Source organism: Halomonas almeriensis (genome assembly GCF_030409235.1).
Lineage (GTDB): Bacteria > Pseudomonadota > Gammaproteobacteria > Pseudomonadales > Halomonadaceae > Halomonas > Halomonas almeriensis.
In genome coordinates, this window is sequence record NZ_JAUFPO010000011.1 from 49,031 (window position 1) to 64,665 (window position 15,635).

Annotated in this window: 12 protein-coding genes and 1 tRNA gene; 7 read left to right on the forward strand and 6 right to left on the reverse strand. The window is 64.1% G+C overall.

Annotation, left to right across the window (positions count from 1 at the left end; genetic code table 11):
* Positions 1 to 34: 34 nt before the first annotated feature.
* Positions 35 to 973, reverse strand: coding sequence for a co-chaperone YbbN (locus QWY74_RS10525; RefSeq protein ID WP_264826424.1), 939 nt, complete (start codon positions 971 to 973; stop codon positions 35 to 37).
* Between the two features lie 620 nt (positions 974 to 1,593).
* Positions 1,594 to 1,670: transfer RNA gene (locus QWY74_RS10530), tRNA-Met, on the reverse strand.
* A 195-nt stretch (positions 1,671 to 1,865) separates the two neighbouring features.
* Between QWY74_RS10530 and phbB the strand changes: the two genes are divergently transcribed.
* A complete protein-coding gene (phbB, locus tag QWY74_RS10535; RefSeq protein ID WP_264826423.1) occupies positions 1,866 to 2,612 on the forward strand; it encodes an acetoacetyl-CoA reductase in 747 nt (248 codons plus the stop codon).
* Between the two features lie 46 nt (positions 2,613 to 2,658).
* On the opposite strand, the gene QWY74_RS10540 is transcribed toward phbB, so the two are convergent.
* Positions 2,659 to 5,436: a DUF349 domain-containing protein gene (locus QWY74_RS10540; protein WP_264826422.1), complete on the reverse strand. Its 2,778-nt coding sequence runs from the start codon at positions 5,434 to 5,436 to the stop codon at positions 2,659 to 2,661.
* A gap of 234 nt (positions 5,437 to 5,670) precedes the next feature.
* Here QWY74_RS10540 and minC point away from each other — a divergent pair, with 234 nt between their 5' ends.
* The 4 genes from minC (at position 5,671) to sbcB (ending at position 9,127) form a co-directional block, all read left to right on the forward strand.
* Entirely contained in the window at positions 5,671 to 6,414 is a 744-nt protein-coding gene (gene minC, locus QWY74_RS10545; RefSeq protein ID WP_264826421.1) for a septum site-determining protein MinC, read from the forward strand.
* Positions 6,415 to 6,491: 77 nt separating this feature from the next.
* The gene (gene minD, locus QWY74_RS10550) at positions 6,492 to 7,310 is read left to right on the forward strand and encodes a septum site-determining protein MinD (RefSeq protein WP_290314285.1); all 819 of its coding nucleotides are present in this window, start codon (positions 6,492 to 6,494) and stop codon (positions 7,308 to 7,310) included.
* Entirely contained in the window at positions 7,307 to 7,561 is a 255-nt protein-coding gene (gene minE / locus QWY74_RS10555) for a cell division topological specificity factor MinE (protein ID WP_141321609.1), read from the forward strand. Before minD ends, minE begins: the two co-directional genes overlap by 4 nt.
* 75 nt (positions 7,562 to 7,636) lie before the next feature.
* Positions 7,637 to 9,127 (forward strand): exodeoxyribonuclease I, encoded by a 1,491-nt coding sequence (gene sbcB, locus QWY74_RS10560; protein ID WP_264826417.1) that lies wholly within the window; start codon positions 7,637 to 7,639, stop codon positions 9,125 to 9,127.
* A 130-nt stretch (positions 9,128 to 9,257) separates the two neighbouring features.
* Here the strand turns inward: sbcB and QWY74_RS10565 are convergent, their stop codons facing one another.
* Both QWY74_RS10565 and QWY74_RS10570 read right to left on the reverse strand, forming a co-directional pair.
* Complete coding sequence (locus tag QWY74_RS10565; RefSeq protein ID WP_264826416.1) at positions 9,258 to 12,113, reverse strand: insulinase family protein; 2,856 nt, start codon at positions 12,111 to 12,113, stop codon at positions 9,258 to 9,260.
* Positions 12,113 to 12,799: an SOS response-associated peptidase gene (locus QWY74_RS10570; protein ID WP_264826415.1), complete on the reverse strand. Its 687-nt coding sequence runs from the start codon at positions 12,797 to 12,799 to the stop codon at positions 12,113 to 12,115. The genes QWY74_RS10565 and QWY74_RS10570 overlap by 1 nt, the downstream gene beginning before the upstream one ends.
* 221 nt (positions 12,800 to 13,020) lie before the next feature.
* Between QWY74_RS10570 and QWY74_RS10575 the strand changes: the two genes are divergently transcribed.
* Together QWY74_RS10575 and QWY74_RS10580 are read left to right on the forward strand one after the other, a co-directional pair.
* Positions 13,021 to 13,638, forward strand: a complete 618-nt coding sequence (locus tag QWY74_RS10575) for a TetR/AcrR family transcriptional regulator (RefSeq protein ID WP_264826414.1) — start codon at positions 13,021 to 13,023, stop codon at positions 13,636 to 13,638.
* A 47-nt stretch (positions 13,639 to 13,685) separates the two neighbouring features.
* A complete protein-coding gene (locus QWY74_RS10580; RefSeq protein WP_264826487.1) occupies positions 13,686 to 14,333 on the forward strand; it encodes a 1-acyl-sn-glycerol-3-phosphate acyltransferase in 648 nt (215 codons plus the stop codon).
* A 15-nt stretch (positions 14,334 to 14,348) separates the two neighbouring features.
* Here QWY74_RS10580 and QWY74_RS10585 read toward each other — a convergent pair whose 3' ends face one another.
* Complete coding sequence (locus QWY74_RS10585) at positions 14,349 to 15,632, reverse strand: HlyC/CorC family transporter (RefSeq protein WP_264826413.1); 1,284 nt, start codon at positions 15,630 to 15,632, stop codon at positions 14,349 to 14,351.
* Positions 15,633 to 15,635 lie beyond the last annotated feature (3 nt).

The following is a 15,635-nucleotide window of genomic DNA, read 5'->3' on the forward strand; positions in this document are numbered from 1 at the left end:
GCTCTTGCGCCGGAAGGCGCAAGGCTCGGGAGTCTCAGTAGAGCAGCGCAAACAGCTGGCGGCGATAGGTCACGGTCAGCGGGTGGTCCGCGCCCAGGGCATCGAAGACACGCAACAGCGTCTTGCGGGCGGCATCTTCACCGTAGGCGCGATCCGAGCGCATCAGCGCCAGCAGGCCTTCCAGTCCGCTTTCATAGTGACCATCGGCCACCTGGCGCAGGGCACGTTGATAGCGGGCCTCGCTGTCATCGCGCTCGCCCAGCGCCGCGATATCGTCGGCTGAGAGGGCTTCCTCGCCGAACTCGATGCTGGCGCGCACACCGCGGGCCGGCGCGGCATCACGCTCTTCCGGCGGCAGGGCGTCGAGGAGTTGGCGGGCCTGCTGGGCCTCACCATCGGCGACCAGTGCCCGCGCCAGTTCGATCTGGTAGCTGGTGTGGTCCGGCCACTGTTGCGACAACTCTTCATAGATGCGGCGTGCCGTGGCGCTATCGCCCGCTTCCAGTGCTGCGGCGGCCTGCTCTTCCGGGGTCTGCTGCGCGCCTTCCGGGGCCTGAAAGTACTTACCGAGCCACTCGCGTATCGACTGTTCCGGCTGAGCCCCCTGTAACTGATCGACCAGGCCGCCCTGGCTGACCAGCTTGACGTCCGGGGCCGACTGGACGCCCAGCTGGCCGGCGATATCGGCATTGTCATCGATATTGAGCTTGCCGAGCAGAAAGGCGCCATTATGCTCGCGCGTCAACTTCTCCAGCACCGGTAGCATCTGCTTGCTCTGCTCGGAAGCCGGCGACCAGCAGGTCAGCAACACCGGCACCTGCATGGACATCTCGAGCAGCTGCTGGATATTGCTGCGGTCGACGTCGAGAATCAGGTTGGCATCCGACTCTTGGTTGGCGCCTGCGTTGGCGCCGGTATCCGCGTTGCCGCCCGAGGAAAGCGGCTCACCGGTGCGTGGATCGACAATTGCCATGATATTCCGGCCTTGTGGGTGGTGACTTTGCCTACTAGATGCGGGCTGGGCCGGCAGGATTCAAGGGGACGCACCGAGAGACGATCAGCGAGTGGCGAGAAACGAGCAGCGAGCACCGGGTACCGAGAGACGAGCAACGAGAAACGAGCAGGGGGTAGCCAGTCGGCCGCGAGAGGGTAACCGCCGCCGGGAGCAGGGAAGCGGCTTGCTCGAGGCGGGGGAGTGGGCCGCGGGTTTTCAACCAGAGCGAACCGATGACCTTCGGGTCATGAGCTCGCGGCCCCATCGGGTACCGAGAGACGAGCAACGAGAAACGAGCAGGGGGTAGCCAGTCGGCCGCGAGAGGGTAACCGCCGCCGGGAGCAGGGAAGCGGCTTGCTCGAGGCAGGGGAGTGGGCCGCGGGTTTTCAACCAGAGCGAACCGATGACCTTCGGGTTATAGGCTCTTAACTTACCTGCGTGAACACACTTCCTGATGTTTGGTAGCGGGGACCGCGGGTCTTGAAACAAGAGTGAACCGATGACCTTCGGGTCATGAGCTCGCGGCCCCATCGTGTGGCCACTCCTCTTGCTTGCACACAAAAAAACCGATCCCCTGAGGAATCGGCTTTCTCGATGTTTGGTAGCGGGGACCGGATTTGAACCGATGACCTTCGGGTTATGAGCCCGACGAGCTACCAGACTGCTCCACCCCGCATCAACGTGAGGCGTATTTTACACACCACGCTCACCACGTCAACCGCTGCTTTAGCAGGTGCTTTCGTTTCGGCCCTGATGGTCCATACTTTCCTCGGTGTCACGCGGGTGTCCATTTCATCGCCTAGACTCGTGACTCCTGTGTGGGTGCCATCACCCGGACAAGCCGAGAACTGTCATATCTAGGGAGCCAATCATGACAAACAATACGACCGTCGCCTGGGTAACCGGAGGTACCGGAGGAATCGGTACCGCTATCTGTCGTGCGCTGGCCGATGCCGGATATCATGTGGTGGCCGGCTACCGGAATCCCGACAAGGCCGAGACCTGGCTCGAGGCACAAAAGGCGGATGGTTACGCGAATATCTCGCTGTCTGGAGTGGATCTCTCCAGCTACGACGAGTGTGTGAAGGGGGCTCAGGAGATCGAACAGGCTCACGGGCCAATCGGCGTGCTGGTGAACTGTGCCGGTATCACGCGTGACGGCACGCTCAAGAAGATGTCCTCCGATCAGTGGAACGACGTGATCGACACCAATCTCAACAGCGTGTTCAACACCTGCCGCAGCGTGATCGAGGGCATGCTGGAGCGTGGCGCGGGACGCATCATCAATATTTCGTCAATCAATGGCCGCAAGGGGCAGTTCGGACAGGCCAACTACGCGGCCGCCAAGGCGGGCATGCATGGATTGACCATGTCGCTGGCGCAGGAAACCGCGACCAAGGGCATCACCGTCAATACGGTGTCGCCGGGCTACATCGCGACCGACATGATCATGAAGATTCCCGAGAAGGTACGTGAATCGATTCGCGAGACCATCCCCATGAAGCGTTTCGGCAAGCCGGAAGAAATCGGCCAGCTGATCGTCTATCTGTCGGGGGAGGACTCTGCCTTCATCACCGGCGCCAACATCGATATCAATGGCGGCCAGTTCATGGGCTGAGCTTTGACGCCCACGTCCCTCGAGGCGTGGGCCAGTTGTTGCGTGGTCATGGAAGCGGAAGCTGAGTCAGGCTTTCCAGGGTATGGTCAAGCTCGCCGACTTCGCGCTGCCAGAGTTCTTCCGCGACCGGCCCGGTCGCCAGCAACTCGCATAGCACCTCCCGCAATTCTTCACGACGCGTTGCGTTCTTGCCGAGATTGTCGTTCAGGCGCTCGACTTGAATGGCCAGACGAAGCGGATCGTCTCTCTGGGCGATTTGCCCTCCAGCCAGCAGTGCCAGATGGACCCTGACGCGTTGCAGACGCTCCTCTATCTCGTCGGCGGCCGCCGGGGATTGACGTGCCTTGTTGCGGCGGTGGTGTGCCTGCGCCAGGTCGTGGGCCAGTGTCGGGGCCTCGGGCAGGGCGACATCCTTGGCAGGTGCCGCGCCCAAGCAGGCCACATCGGCCTGCAAGTGGGCCTCTAGCAGTGGGCGGAGCTGATGAAAGCGGTGGACTTCCTCCGCCAGTGCCAGGCGTTCCAGCCGGTCGCGCTTGGCACGCAGGATGCCTGACCAGCGCTTGCGCATGCCGTCGCTGCGTCGTCCGTGGGGCAGCGGCTCGAGCGCCGTGGCGTCGTTGATGAAGGTGTCGAGCGTGTTGGCATCGTCGCTCGAGGTCGGCTGCCAGGCATCCAGGCGCTCCACCAGGCGTTGCATGGCGTCCAGTCTCGACTGGTCTGTCCTAGCCTGGTCCTGCCGGGCGGCATCGCGGCGCGCGAAGATGTCATCACAGATGTGCCGAAACTCCTTCCAGAGGGCCCGTTCTTCCTGCCGCGGGGCGCGACCCAGGGCACGCCAGCGCTTCTGTAGCTGCTTGGTGAGTTCCGCGCGCCTGGCCGGTGGCTGTTCGCTGTCGCGCAGTTGGCGCGCCTCTTCGATGATGCGGCGCTTGGCCTCGGCCACATCACTGGCACGCTGCTCGATCAGGGCCTGTAGCCGATGACGAATCCGGCCGAAGCGCCGCCCAATGGCTTCGGACTGGTCGCGGGGCACGGGCGAATAGCGGCGCCACTGTTGGCGGGCGCGGTCGCGTATTTCGCGCAGCGCATCGGGGTCGGCCTGCTGCGAGGGTTGCTCGATCAATTGCTCGAGTTGTTCGCAGAGGGCTTGGCGGGCTTCGAGGTTGTGCTGGCGCTGTGCCTGCTGCTGGTCCCGCCAGGATGCCAAGCGTTCGTGAATCCGCTCGGAGGCGCTGCGGAAGCGTGCCGACTGATGCGGGTTGGCGGCGGCATCGCCCAGCCCTTTCCATTCCTTGACCAGGCGCCGGTGTTGCCGGTCAAGCTCGGCCGAGCCGAGGGTCTCGTCCTCGGCCAGAGCCTCGATTTGCTGGCATAGCTGGTCGCGCTTCGGGCCGGCCACGAAGCCACGCCAATCGCGCAGTTCGGCCAGCCTGGCGCCCAGGCGCTTGAGGCGAGCGCGGTCGCCCTGTGTGTCGGGTAGGGTGTCGGCCTGCTGGCGCAGGCGCTGATGCAGCCGGCTGGCACCCTTGAAAGCGCCGCTCTCGAGGAGGTGTTCGAGCTGATCCAGGCCGTCTTCAAAGCTTGCCAGTCGTGTCGCCAGGTCATCATCGGCAGCCGCCTGCCGCCGAGCCAGCTGCTCCTCGGCTCGGCGCAGCAGCGGCGAGGGAGGCAGGTCCGCTGGCCATTGGCAAGCATCGATCAGGGAGCGCAGCCGCTCGTCGTCACCATTGTGGATGGCCTCCTCGATGGCGTCGGCGCGCTGATCCAGCCGGACACGTGCCTGAACGATGCGGTCGAAGTCGCGCAGTGCCGCATCATAACGTTCGCGCAATGTGTCGTCGGTCAGGTGCCGGTCGGAGAGCGCCTGCCAGCGGCTGGCCATCAACTGCTTCTGAGAGCGCAGGCTGGCGATATCCTGATCGGCCAGTCTGTCACCATGGCGCAGCCCCTGGAGGCTTTCCTCCAGGGCTTCGACCAGCGACTCGCGGGCCTGGTCGGCGTCCTCGCGCTGCCGCTCGGCGACGTCCTGGGCGTGTTCATGCGCTTCGTGGTCGCTGATCACTTTGCGGCAGCGCAGGCAGGCATCCTGGAAGCGATGCTCCTGCTCGCTGTCGGGGATATCCTCGAGCTGGCCCCATTCGCGGGTGAGGTGACGGAAGCGTCCGGCGTACAGCGGCTCCCAGGAACTGGCGGCATGTGCCTCGAGCTGTTCGAGAAGGTGCTCCCGGCGCTGGCGCGCCGCGGCCAGGGAGGCCGCATCCGCCCGTGCCTGATTAATGCGCTCGCGCGCCCGCTTCATCACGTGGCGGTCGCGGCGCGCCTCATGGGCCAGGCGCGACAGCCCCTGCTCGCTGGTGACGCGCTCGGCCGCGGCGTGGCGGACGGCAGCGATGCCGTTGTCGCAGGCTTGGCGAATCAGCTCGTCCTCGGTGTCAAGGCGACTCAGGGCGGCGAGGCGCAGCTGCTGGTTATCGCCTTCGAGCGCGATGCGTGACAGCAGGCTAGTGTCGTCAATTCTCTTGATGAGCTCGGTGCGGCCTTCCAGGCCGTGGTGGCCGGCACGGCCGATGATCAATTGCAGTAGGCGCTCGCGCAGCTCCCGGTTATCCCCTTCGCGCTCCCGCAGACTCAGCAGGCGCGAGGCATCCTCGATCTGTTCCAGGGCCGCATGTCGCACGCTGTCGTCTGTATCGACGGCCAGCGCCTCCAGCATCGGGTACTGATGGTCGTTGGCGGCATCAAGGCTCATGGCCGCCTGGCGGCGGACCCGGGGGTCGGGGTGTCGCCAGCGGGGGGCGAAGAGTCGACGTAGCAATCCTGGCATGGTGTTCCCGAGACTGTCGCGGCAGCGCCGCGGCATTGAGTTATGGGCGCATGATGTGGCCTAACACTATATCTAAGCATGCGTCCACGAGGGTGAAAAGGGGATCGTTGGCAGGAACCGGTTGACCAGATACTGACAAGAGTGGGGTTCGGGGCTTATGATCTGCTGCAGGGTCAGGAAGTCCTGCCTGGTGTGAGACCTGCACCTGACTATCACCCGACGTGGAGTTCGGCAATGAGTCTCAGAGTGGAAAGAGACAACATGGCATTCACCTTCAAGGGCGGCATGTTGCCGATGACGGTCATGGAATTGGCCAGCGCCGATCCCGAGCACATTCGTGAACAGCTCGCCGACAAGTTGAGCCAGTCCCCGGCTTTCTTTCATCATACGCCCGTGGTGCTCAGCGTCGAGCACCTGGATGAGCCGCATCTGGCATTGGAACGCATTTGTGCCGTGTGCCGCGACCATAAACTTCTGCCGGTGGCGGTGCGCGGCGGTTCGGACCCAGTCAAGCAGTCGGCCTGGGCCCTGGGGCTTGGCTGGTTCCCGCCCCAGGAGTCCGAGCGCCCGCGCGCGCTTGAGAGCGTGAGCTCCGACGAGGCGGTACCGCCCGTGGAGCCGGAAACACCGTTGAAGGCCGAAGATATGTCCGGTGGTCGAATCTTCCGTGGCACCGTGCGTTCCGGCCAGCAGGTCACCTCGCCGGAAGGCGATCTGGTTGTGGTCGGTGCCGTGAATGCCGGCGCCGAGGTGCTGGCCGGAGGCAGCGTGCATGTCTATGGTCCGTTGCGTGGCCGTGCCCTGGCGGGGATTCACGGCAATCATCAGGCGGGCATCTTCTGCCGTGAACTGCGTGCCGAGTTGCTTTCGGTGGCAGGCAATTACAAGCGCCTCGAGGATATCGATCCGCGCTTGCTGGATTCGGCGGTACAGGTGCGGCTGACGGAAGAGCAGCTGAGCATCATGTCGCTGGATTGACACGGATGGACAACGACGATTGGAGACGGCATGACTGTCCGCTCCTTTTTTCCAACATGACAGACAGGATGTGACACTTGGCCAAGATCATCGTTGTGACCTCCGGTAAAGGCGGGGTCGGCAAGACAACCAGTGCAGCCGCGGTTGCTACAGGGCTCGCCCTGCGTGGCCAGAAAACCGTGGTTATGGATTTTGACGTCGGGCTGCGAAATCTCGACCTGGTCATGGGCTGCGAAAGACGCGTGGTTTACGACTTGGTGAACGTGATCCAGGGCGAGGCCGGGCTCAGCCAGGCATTGATTCGCGACAAGCGGGTCGACAACCTGCATATAATGCCGGCTTCCCAGACCCGGGACAAGGATGCCCTCACCATGGAGGGCGTCGGTGAGGTGCTTGACGAGCTCAACAAGCAGTTCGACTACATCATCTGCGACTCACCGGCGGGTATCGAGCGCGGGGCCCAGCTGGCCATGTACTACGCCGACGAGGCGATCGTGGTCACCAACCCCGAGGTGTCCTCGGTGCGCGACTCGGACCGGATTCTCGGCCTGCTGTCCGCAAAGACGCGGCGCGCCGAACAGGGCGAGGATCCGATCAAAGAGCACCTGCTGATCACTCGTTACAACCCGAATCGGGTCGACCAGGGCGACATGCTCAACCTCGAGGACATTCGCGAGATTCTGTCCATCGATCTGATCGGTCTGATCCCCGAATCCGAGGCTGTCCTGCGCTCCTCCAACCAGGGCGTGCCGGTTACCCATGACGATGATAGTGATGCGGGGCAAGCTTACGCGGATGCCGTCTCGAGGCTACTGGGCGAAGACGTCCCGCTGCGCTTCCACGAGTATCAGAAAAAGAGCCTGTTGAGCCGCATGTTCGGAGGAGGCCGCCGGTGAAGTTACTTGATTTTCTGAAGCGTGAACGCAACAAGGAGTCCGCTTCTGTCGCCAAGGAAAGGTTGCAGATCATCGTTGCGCATCAGCGCAATCAGCGCGGGCAGCCGGACTACATGCCGCTGCTCGAGCGTGAGCTGCTGGAAGTGATCCGGCGTTATGTGGAGGTTGACGATGACGCCATCAACATCAATCTGGACAGTGAAGATAACTGTTCCGTTCTGGAGCTGAACGTGACCCTGCCGCGCAGTTGAGACGGCGGCTGAGCCCCGATCGAGGCTGTGCTAGGCTGGTACTCTATTGTCCCAGCCTGATCGGAGTGCACGTCCATGGCGCAAAAGAAAGCCGCCCCGCTGACTTTTCTGTGGCACGATTACGAGACTTTCGGTGCCGACACGCGCCGTGATCGCCCGTCGCAGTTTGCCGCCATTCGGACCGATGCCGACTTCAATGAAATCGGTGAGCCCATCGAGCTTTTCTGCAAGCCGGCCGACGATTATCTGCCTCACCCCCAGGCGTGCCTGATTACTGGCATCACTCCCCAGCAGGCCAAGCGTCGCGGCCTTCCCGAGGCGGAGTTTGCAGGCCGTATCCAGGCCGAAATGAGTCAGCCGGGGACCTGTGCCCTGGGCTATAACAATCTGCGCTTCGATGATGAGATCGGGCGACACCTCTTCTATCGCAATCTGCTCGACCCTTATGCCCGCGAGTGGCAGAACGGCAATTCGCGCTGGGATCTGATCGACGTCGTGCGGGCTTTTCATGCCTTGCGGCCCGAGGGCATCAACTGGCCGACCCGCGAGGATGGCTCCCCCAGCTTCAAGCTCGAGGACCTGACGGCGGCCAACGGCATCGAGCATGCCGGGGCGCATGATGCACTGGCCGATGTCCGCGCGACCATCGCTCTGGCCCGCTTGTTGCGCCAGAGCAATGCCAACCTCTTCGATCACCTGCTGAACATGCGTGGCAAGCGGGCCGTGGGCCGGGCACTGGATGTTCCGGCCCGCAAGCCGGTGCTGCACATCTCGCGCCGTTACCCGGCCAGCCGAGGCTGCAGCGCACTGGTCATGCCCCTGGCCGAGCACCCGACCAACCCCAACGGGGTCATTGTATATGACCTGGCGATGGACCCGACGCCCTTGTTGTCGATGGACGCGCAGCAGATCCGCGAGCGGGTCTTCGTCAGCAATAATGACCTGGCCGAAGGTGAGTCGCGAATCCCGCTCAAGGTGATTCATCTTAACAAGTGCCCGGTGATCCTGCCGGCGAACGCCCTCAAGGATGCCAGTGGTCCACGGCGCGGCGAATACGGCGAGATCGTCGAGCGCCTGGGCGTGGATGTGGCAGCCTGCCGACGCCACTGGAAGACACTGGTGGATCATCCGGACGTGACCGCTCGCGTCGCCGAGGTGTTTGCCGGCCCCCCGCCGGAGACGCCCCAGGACCCGGATCTGATGCTGTACTCCGGCGGCTTCTTTGCTCCCTCCGACCGGCAGCAGATGCAGCGCGTGCGGGATACGGACCCCTGGGACCTGGTCGGGGCCAGTTTTGCTTTTCAGGACCCGCGGCTCGAGGAAATGCTGTTTCGCTACCGAGCGCGCAACTACCCGGACACCCTCACCGGCGAGGAGGTGGCGCGCTGGGAAGCTTTCCGCTGGGAGCGCATGCAGGACCCGGCGGTGGCAGGCTTCGTGCTGAGCGATTTTGCCCGCGAGATCGAGCGGCTGAATCAGGTCGATCTGACCGACAAGCAGCGCCAGATTCTCGAAGAGCTGGTGATGCATGTGGAGGCCATCATGCCCGCCCAGGCTTTCGAGTAGGGGCGATGCCCGCGGCGGTGTCCTGTCTTCCGCCCCTGGGCGGTACCCTGCTTGCCCGAACGAGATCGCCCGGCCTGATGCCGGGCGATGTGCGTTGTGGTGTCCGTGAGAGTGACCTCGGCCGGCAGGATTACTCCGCCGGGCTCGGCAAGGGGGCCAGGTCCGTCTTCAGCGTCATCACGTCGCTGGCAGCGTCCTTGGGGTCGTGGGCGATATTCAGGGCCGGGTCCTGCATCAGCTGCTGCCAGGCATCGCGCAGCGCTGCCGGGCTCACGTTCATGACCCGCTCGGCGAGACGCTGGCGATGATCGAAGTCAGTATCCTCCAGCGCCAGTGCTCGCCATAGCCGGTTGGTACGCTGAGCCAGACTGGTATCGCGCTGCTGCAGGTTGTCGCGGACTGCTTGGCGATAGGGTGCCAGGTCGCTTTCCTCAAGGCTCTCGAGCCGCTTAGCAAAGCCTTTCATGAAGTCATCGATACGTGCCTGAAGGGTCTGGCTGTCGGTGTCAGGTGACTGAACCAGGAAGCTGATGCCCGGCGCCTGGAGCAAGGGACTGTAACCGGCCGTGACGATGTACCCCAGCTGCTGCTCGGTGCGCAGCTGCTGGTAGAAGGGCGTTGCCAGCAGGCGGCCGAGCACGGCCAGGCGGGCCTGGGTGTCCAGCGATTGTCTGGCGCCCTGGAGGTAACGCAGGGCCAGGGATTCAGGGCGTTGCGAATCGGGCACCAGGGTAGGCAGACCCTCGTTGACGTTCAGGGTGATCAGTGGCGGTGTCGCCTCGCGGTCCAGTTGTGGTGCCAGCGTCTCGGCCACGGTGCGGGCGTGTTGCGCTGCCAGGTCATGGCTGATATCGCCGATCGCCATGCTCTCGATATGCAGCTCGCCGAGGAAGCGCTCGCGAAAGTCCTGCAGTGCCTGGGTGTCCAGGTCTTCACTGGCGTTTAACAGGGCCTCGGGCGACCACTGAGGGCGGATCAAGGCCTCTGCCAGGGTGCGCCGGGCCTGCTGGTAGAGGTCGTTCTGGGGCGCGTTGCGCCAGCCACGGCGCAGGCGTTCACGCACGCGCTCCACGCTGTCGGCACGGATCTCACCATTGTCGAGCTGTTCGAGTACGCGCTCGATCAACTGGCGCTGGCCATCCCGCCAGCCCGAGAAGGACAGGGTGATGCCACGGGCATGGGCATAGGCCTCGAAGCCGTGACCGGCCAGGCGCGCCGGGTAGAGCGCCTCGTTGAGGCTGTCCTGCAGCCAGCCGGCGAGCAGGCGCGACAGCGCGGCATCTCGAGCATTCTGGCTGGATGCCGGATGCTGCAGGCTGAAGCGCCACTCGACCTTGGGAGTGTCGAAGCTGGCATCGCGCATCTGCCAGAAGGAGAAAGCGGGTTCGTCGATACGCTGGCGCGGCTTGTCATCCTGAACGCCCAGCAGGGTGAAGTCTTCGGCGATATAGGAGTTGCGTCCGGGCAGTGAGAGGCCGCTCAGGGGTGTCGCCTCGGCGTCTCGAGAGCCCTGCGAGGCGTCATCGAGGGCCACCGGGGTCCAGGGCGTGTCGAACCAGGGCGAAGTCTGCTCGCCCTTCACCTCAGGGCCACTGTACAGCCGGAGCATGTTGTCCGGGCGCAGGGCCGACAACCAGGTGTCGATCATGTCGGCGTCGAAGCCATCCATACGGTAGGGCGCATAGTTGACGTCCTCGACAGGATAGCGCGAGAGGTTCATCGACAGACGCATGGCATCATCCAGGGCCGACCCATGCTGGGGGAAGCGGAAGGACTGCTCGGCCAGTTCGGCCTGCTCGTCATACCGCCAGGCCTCGACGCCGTTGTCCCGAATGGCGCGGATGGCCTCGAACAGAGTGGCCTGGATGCGCTGGCGGTGCTTGGTTCCTTCCGGGGTGAGGCTGATGTCGATCTTCAGCAGGGCGCTTCGGCCGTCGCGACGGCCGATACTGGCCACCAGGCCGTCGGCCCAGCCGGCATCGCGCAACACCGACAAGAGGCTGCCTTCGCCTTCGTGGCCAAGCAGGTTGGTCAGGTAGCTGGCCGGCTTGTGACGATACGCGGTGATGGGGTCGGGCACCGGAAAGTAAAAGCTCAGTTGGCGGCTGTCGCGCAGCGATGCCAGCTCGGCGGCCAGCGGCAGTCGCGAGGCGTCGACCAGCGGCGTGTCGATGAGCGGACGCTTGAGGTCACGATCGGGGACATCGCTGAAATCCTCGCGCACCAGGGCTTCCAGCTCATCCAGTGGCTTGGGGGCCACCACGGCCAGGTGCATGACATTGGCGTCGTAGTGCTGCCGATAGAAGGCCTGAACGCGCTCGCGCAGCCCGGGCTCGCCCTCGGGGCGGTCAGCCAGGGTCTCCAGGCTGCCCACCGAGAAACCGGTAGCCGGATGCGCGGGGTTGAGCAGCTGGTCCAGGACATCGTTGCGGCGACGCGCTTCGTTGCGCTTGCGGGCGATGTACTCGGAATGGACCACCTTGCGCTCGCTTTCCAGCTTCTCGGCATTGAACAGCGGGCTGACGAAGAAGCGGCTGAAGCGGTCCAGGGCGCCGGACAGGGCATCGGGCTCGATGGAGAAGAAGTAGTTGGTGTCCCGGGGTGCGGTGAAGGCGTTGTGCTGGCCGCCGTGGCGGCTCAGGAAGCTCTGATAGGCATCAGTCTCCGGGTAGCGCTCGGTGCCCAGGAAGAGCATGTGCTCCAGGTAGTGGGCCAGCCCCGGCAGATCCTCCGGGTCCTGGGCATTGCCCACGCCGACGTTGACCGAGGCGGCCGCCTTGTCGGCCTCGTTGTCGCTGATCAGCAGTGCCTGGAGACCGTTGTCGAGGGTCACGACACGATAGTCGCGATCATCGTGAGGGCTGACACGTGGTGTCATGACGTCATTCGCCTCCTGGTCGGGGGTTGACTGGGCAGCGCCGATACCGGGCAGCAACAGCGTGACGGCCAGGGTGGCGGTCAGGCATGAGCGTAGGGAAGGAATCATCATGTCTCCTGTGGCGATGTCCCGCGCAACATGGGGCCGATGGGGTAGGCGCAGGACGCTTCCTGATTGTCGGGATCGTTGACGCCTTTTGATACCGGGAATGCCCCCAATAGTTCCGTGGGCGCCGTGGCCAGTTGGCGGCGCACGCTCTCGAGGGGGGTCTGGGCATCGAGCCAGGTGGTGGCGGCATTACCGCCAATGACCGCGGGAAGACGGTCGGTGAGCGGGCTCAAGAGGTTGTTGCTGGGCACGGTGATCAGCGCCAGAGAGTCGTTGTACGCCGTCAGCGTGGTGTGAAAGCGACACCATAGCGCGGCCAGCAGTAAGGGACCCCGGTCGGCGCGGGTGACCAGATAGGGTTGCTTGGCGCGGGGCATGGGCCGCCACACATAGACGCCCCCGACCGGCACCAGGCAGCGCCTGGCGCTGAAGGCCTCGCGAAACATGGCGCGCGACTCGAGCGACTCGGCGCGTGCACAGTGAGGCGCGTGGTCGAGTACCTTCAGCCAGGGCGGCGTCAGTCCCCAGAAGGCGCGGCCGAGGCGCGGCCGGCCGGCTTCCAGGCGAATCAGCGGAACCGGTTGACGCGGGGCCAGGTTGGGGCTCGTGACAGGGGTTTCCTCGACCACCATGCGCGGCAGCAGATGGCCCCAGGATAGGGTGGGTATGTAGAGTCGGCCGGCCATGTGACCTCCGGAGAGCGGTGAAACATCGTAACACCCCGCCGCCGGGACGAGAAAAGCCTGCGGGGCTTGCGTTGCAGCGCAGGCCATATATGCTATTGAAAACAGTGTTCGCCCAAGAGGGTGTTGACAAACGACCCTTTGTAACCCCCCTCTAACAGCCTCGTCGCGCAGCACCTTCTGTTGGGTGCTCGCGCGTCTGCCCCATGCCCGAGAGGAAGCCAATGGCTCGACCGAGACAGCACGCCCCTGAGACGCTTCACGCTCGGGTCATGGCGGCGAGTGATGCCTGGCTGAAGGAGCAACCGGTGCACACGCTGTCGTTGCGCTCCCTGGCGCGCGAGGTCGGCTGCGCCCCGAGCACCCTGCTCAAGCTCTACGGAAGCTTCAACAACCTGCTTCAGCACGTCAACATCGAGTCTCTCGGCCGCCTGCGGGTGGCCATTGATCCTCTGCTCAGTGACGGCTCGCCACAGGAGCGACTTCAGGCGCTGGCCAAGGCCTACTGGGAGTTCGCTCACAGCGAGCCCTATCGCTGGCAGCTGATGTTCGATTATCCGCTGGCCCAGGAAGGTGAGCTGGACCGGCGTCAGAGCGACATGATCGAAGCGCTTTTCCTGCGGGTGGAAAATACCCTCAAGGAGCATCAGCCGGCCCTCGACGACATGCAGGCGCGCCGACTGGGACGCACCCTCTGGGGGAGTGTGCATGGGCTGGTACAGCTGGGACTCAATGAGCGCCTGGGTTACTGGCAGAGCGAGCCGCTGGATGTCGAGGAGCTGCTGGACGAGCTGACCACGACCATGCTGGCGGGCCTCAAGACGATGCCCGAGGTGTCGTGAGCAGCGCCTGGCCATGGCTGGTGGCGCTGGCGGCCGGGCTATGGGCCATGCGGGCGCCTCGCCAGTTGGTGCGGCGGTTGGTGTTCCTGCTGGTGCAGCTGCTGTATCGCATGCGCTACCAGGGGCGTCGCCACATTCCGGCGCACGGGCCGGCCCTGGTGGTCTGCAATCATGTCAGTTTCATGGATGCCCTGGTGATCGGCGGTGGCAGTCCGCGTCCGCTGCGCTTCATGATGGATCGCCATATCTATGAATCGCCCTGGCTGAACTGGCTGTTTCGGCTCGTCGGCGCCATTCCGGTGGACTCCGAGCGGCGTGATCCCGGGGGCCTCAAGCGGGCCCTGCATCAGGTCAGCCAGGCGCTGCGTAACGGGGAAGTGGTGATGGTGTTTCCGGAGGGTCGCCTGACCCGGGATGGAGAGGTCCAGCCGTTTCGCCGTGGGCTCGAGCTGATTCTGGCACGGGACGCGGTGCCCGTAGTGCCCGCCAGCCTGTCCGGCTTGTGGGGCTCCTGGACCTCCAATTGCGGCGGGCCGGCACTCGGTAAGTCGCCGCGGCGCTTTCGTGCTCGCGTGGCGCTCTACTTTGGTGAGCCGCTGGCCCCCGAGCAAGCCGAGCTTGGCCTGCTGGAGGCTCGGGTCAGGGAGCTCAAGTCCGAGGCCGATATCTGGGTCAGCACCGGCCGTCGTGCCTGAGCCGGGATGCGGCGCTCAGGTCTCCACCATGGCGCGGCGCACCGACTGCCAGCATCGTGCCGAGGTGATCAGATTCTCGCGGACCTCGAGAATCTCCATGCGCACCGGCCCGATTTCCAGACAGACCGGACCTTCCGGGAAGGACTCGAGATGCTCGAGCACCAGGCCGTTGAGGGTCTTGGGGCCGTCGGTGGGCAGCTGCCAGCCCAGTGACTTGTTGATGTCACGGATATTGGCGGTGCCGTCGATGACATGGCTGCCATCATCCTGGACATGAATGTCCTGGTCCTGACTGGCCACATCGGTGGTGAACTCGCCGACGATCTCCTCGAGAATGTCCTCTAGGGTCACCAGCCCTTCCACGTCACCGTATTCGTCGACCACGATGCCGATGCGCCGCTTCTGTTTCTGGAAGTTGAGCAGCTGGGTGTGCAGTGGCGTCGACTCGGGGATAAAATAGGGTTCGCGAGCTTCTTGAACGATGGCCGCCTTGGTGACCTCGCTGCGGGCCAGGAAGCGCGCTGCATTGCGCAGGTGCAGCATGCCGATGATGTTGTTGATATCCCCCTTGAAGACCGGCAGCCGGGTGTGCTGACTCGTGCGGATCTGACTGAGTATCGTATCCAGGCTATCGTCCAGGTCAATCCCTGCCACTTCGTGGCGGGGGACCATGATGTCGTTGACGGTGACGTTTTCCAGATCGAGGATCGATACCAGCATAGCCTGGTGGCGCCGCGGAATCATGGGGCCGGCTTCATGCACCACGGTGCGCAGTTCATCGCGGGTCAGGTTGTCGGCATCGCCCTCAATGTTCTTGACGCCCATCAGGCTCAGAAGCCCGTTGGAGATGGCATTGACCAGCCATACCAGCGGGTACAGCAGCTTGAGCAGCGGCTCGAGCACCAGCGAGGCCGGGTAGGCGATGTTCTCCGGCTTGACGGCGGCGTAGGTCTTGGGCGTGACCTCGGCGAAGATCAGAATGATGATGGTCAGCAGGGTGGTGGCCACGGCCGGCCCGGTAACATCGCCGAAGAAATGAATGGCGATAATGGTGGCAATCGACGCCGCCAGGTTGTTGATGAAGTTGTTGCCGATCAGGATGACGCCGATCAGCCGATCCGGACGGCCGAGCAGGCGCAGGACCCTCTGGGCGCGGCTCTCTCCACTACCGGCACGATGGCTCAGGCGATAGCGGTTGAGGGACATCATGCCGGTTTCGGAACTGGAGAAGAAGGCGGAGAGGCAGATGAGCAGTGCCAGCAGTCCGAACAGCAATCCCAGAGGGAAATCGTCGTTCAAGGC

Excerpts from the sequence above, each read along its gene's own strand:
- QWY74_RS10580 (WP_264826487.1), top strand. The coding sequence starts at position 13,686 with ATGCGGGCGCCTCGCCAGTTGGTGCGGCGGTTGGTGTTCCTGCTGGTG.
- QWY74_RS10570 (WP_264826415.1), bottom strand. The coding sequence starts at position 12,799 with ATGGCCGGCCGACTCTACATACCCACCCTATCCTGGGGCCATCTGCTG.
- QWY74_RS10525 (WP_264826424.1), bottom strand. The coding sequence starts at position 973 with ATGGCAATTGTCGATCCACGCACCGGTGAGCCGCTTTCCTCGGGCGGC.
- phbB (WP_264826423.1), top strand. The coding sequence starts at position 1,866 with ATGACAAACAATACGACCGTCGCCTGGGTAACCGGAGGTACCGGAGGA.
- QWY74_RS10540 (WP_264826422.1), bottom strand. The coding sequence starts at position 5,436 with ATGCCAGGATTGCTACGTCGACTCTTCGCCCCCCGCTGGCGACACCCC.
- minC (WP_264826421.1), top strand. The coding sequence starts at position 5,671 with ATGAGTCTCAGAGTGGAAAGAGACAACATGGCATTCACCTTCAAGGGC.
- sbcB (WP_264826417.1), top strand. The coding sequence starts at position 7,637 with ATGGCGCAAAAGAAAGCCGCCCCGCTGACTTTTCTGTGGCACGATTAC.
- QWY74_RS10575 (WP_264826414.1), top strand. The coding sequence starts at position 13,021 with ATGGCTCGACCGAGACAGCACGCCCCTGAGACGCTTCACGCTCGGGTC.
- QWY74_RS10565 (WP_264826416.1), bottom strand. The coding sequence starts at position 12,113 with ATGATTCCTTCCCTACGCTCATGCCTGACCGCCACCCTGGCCGTCACG.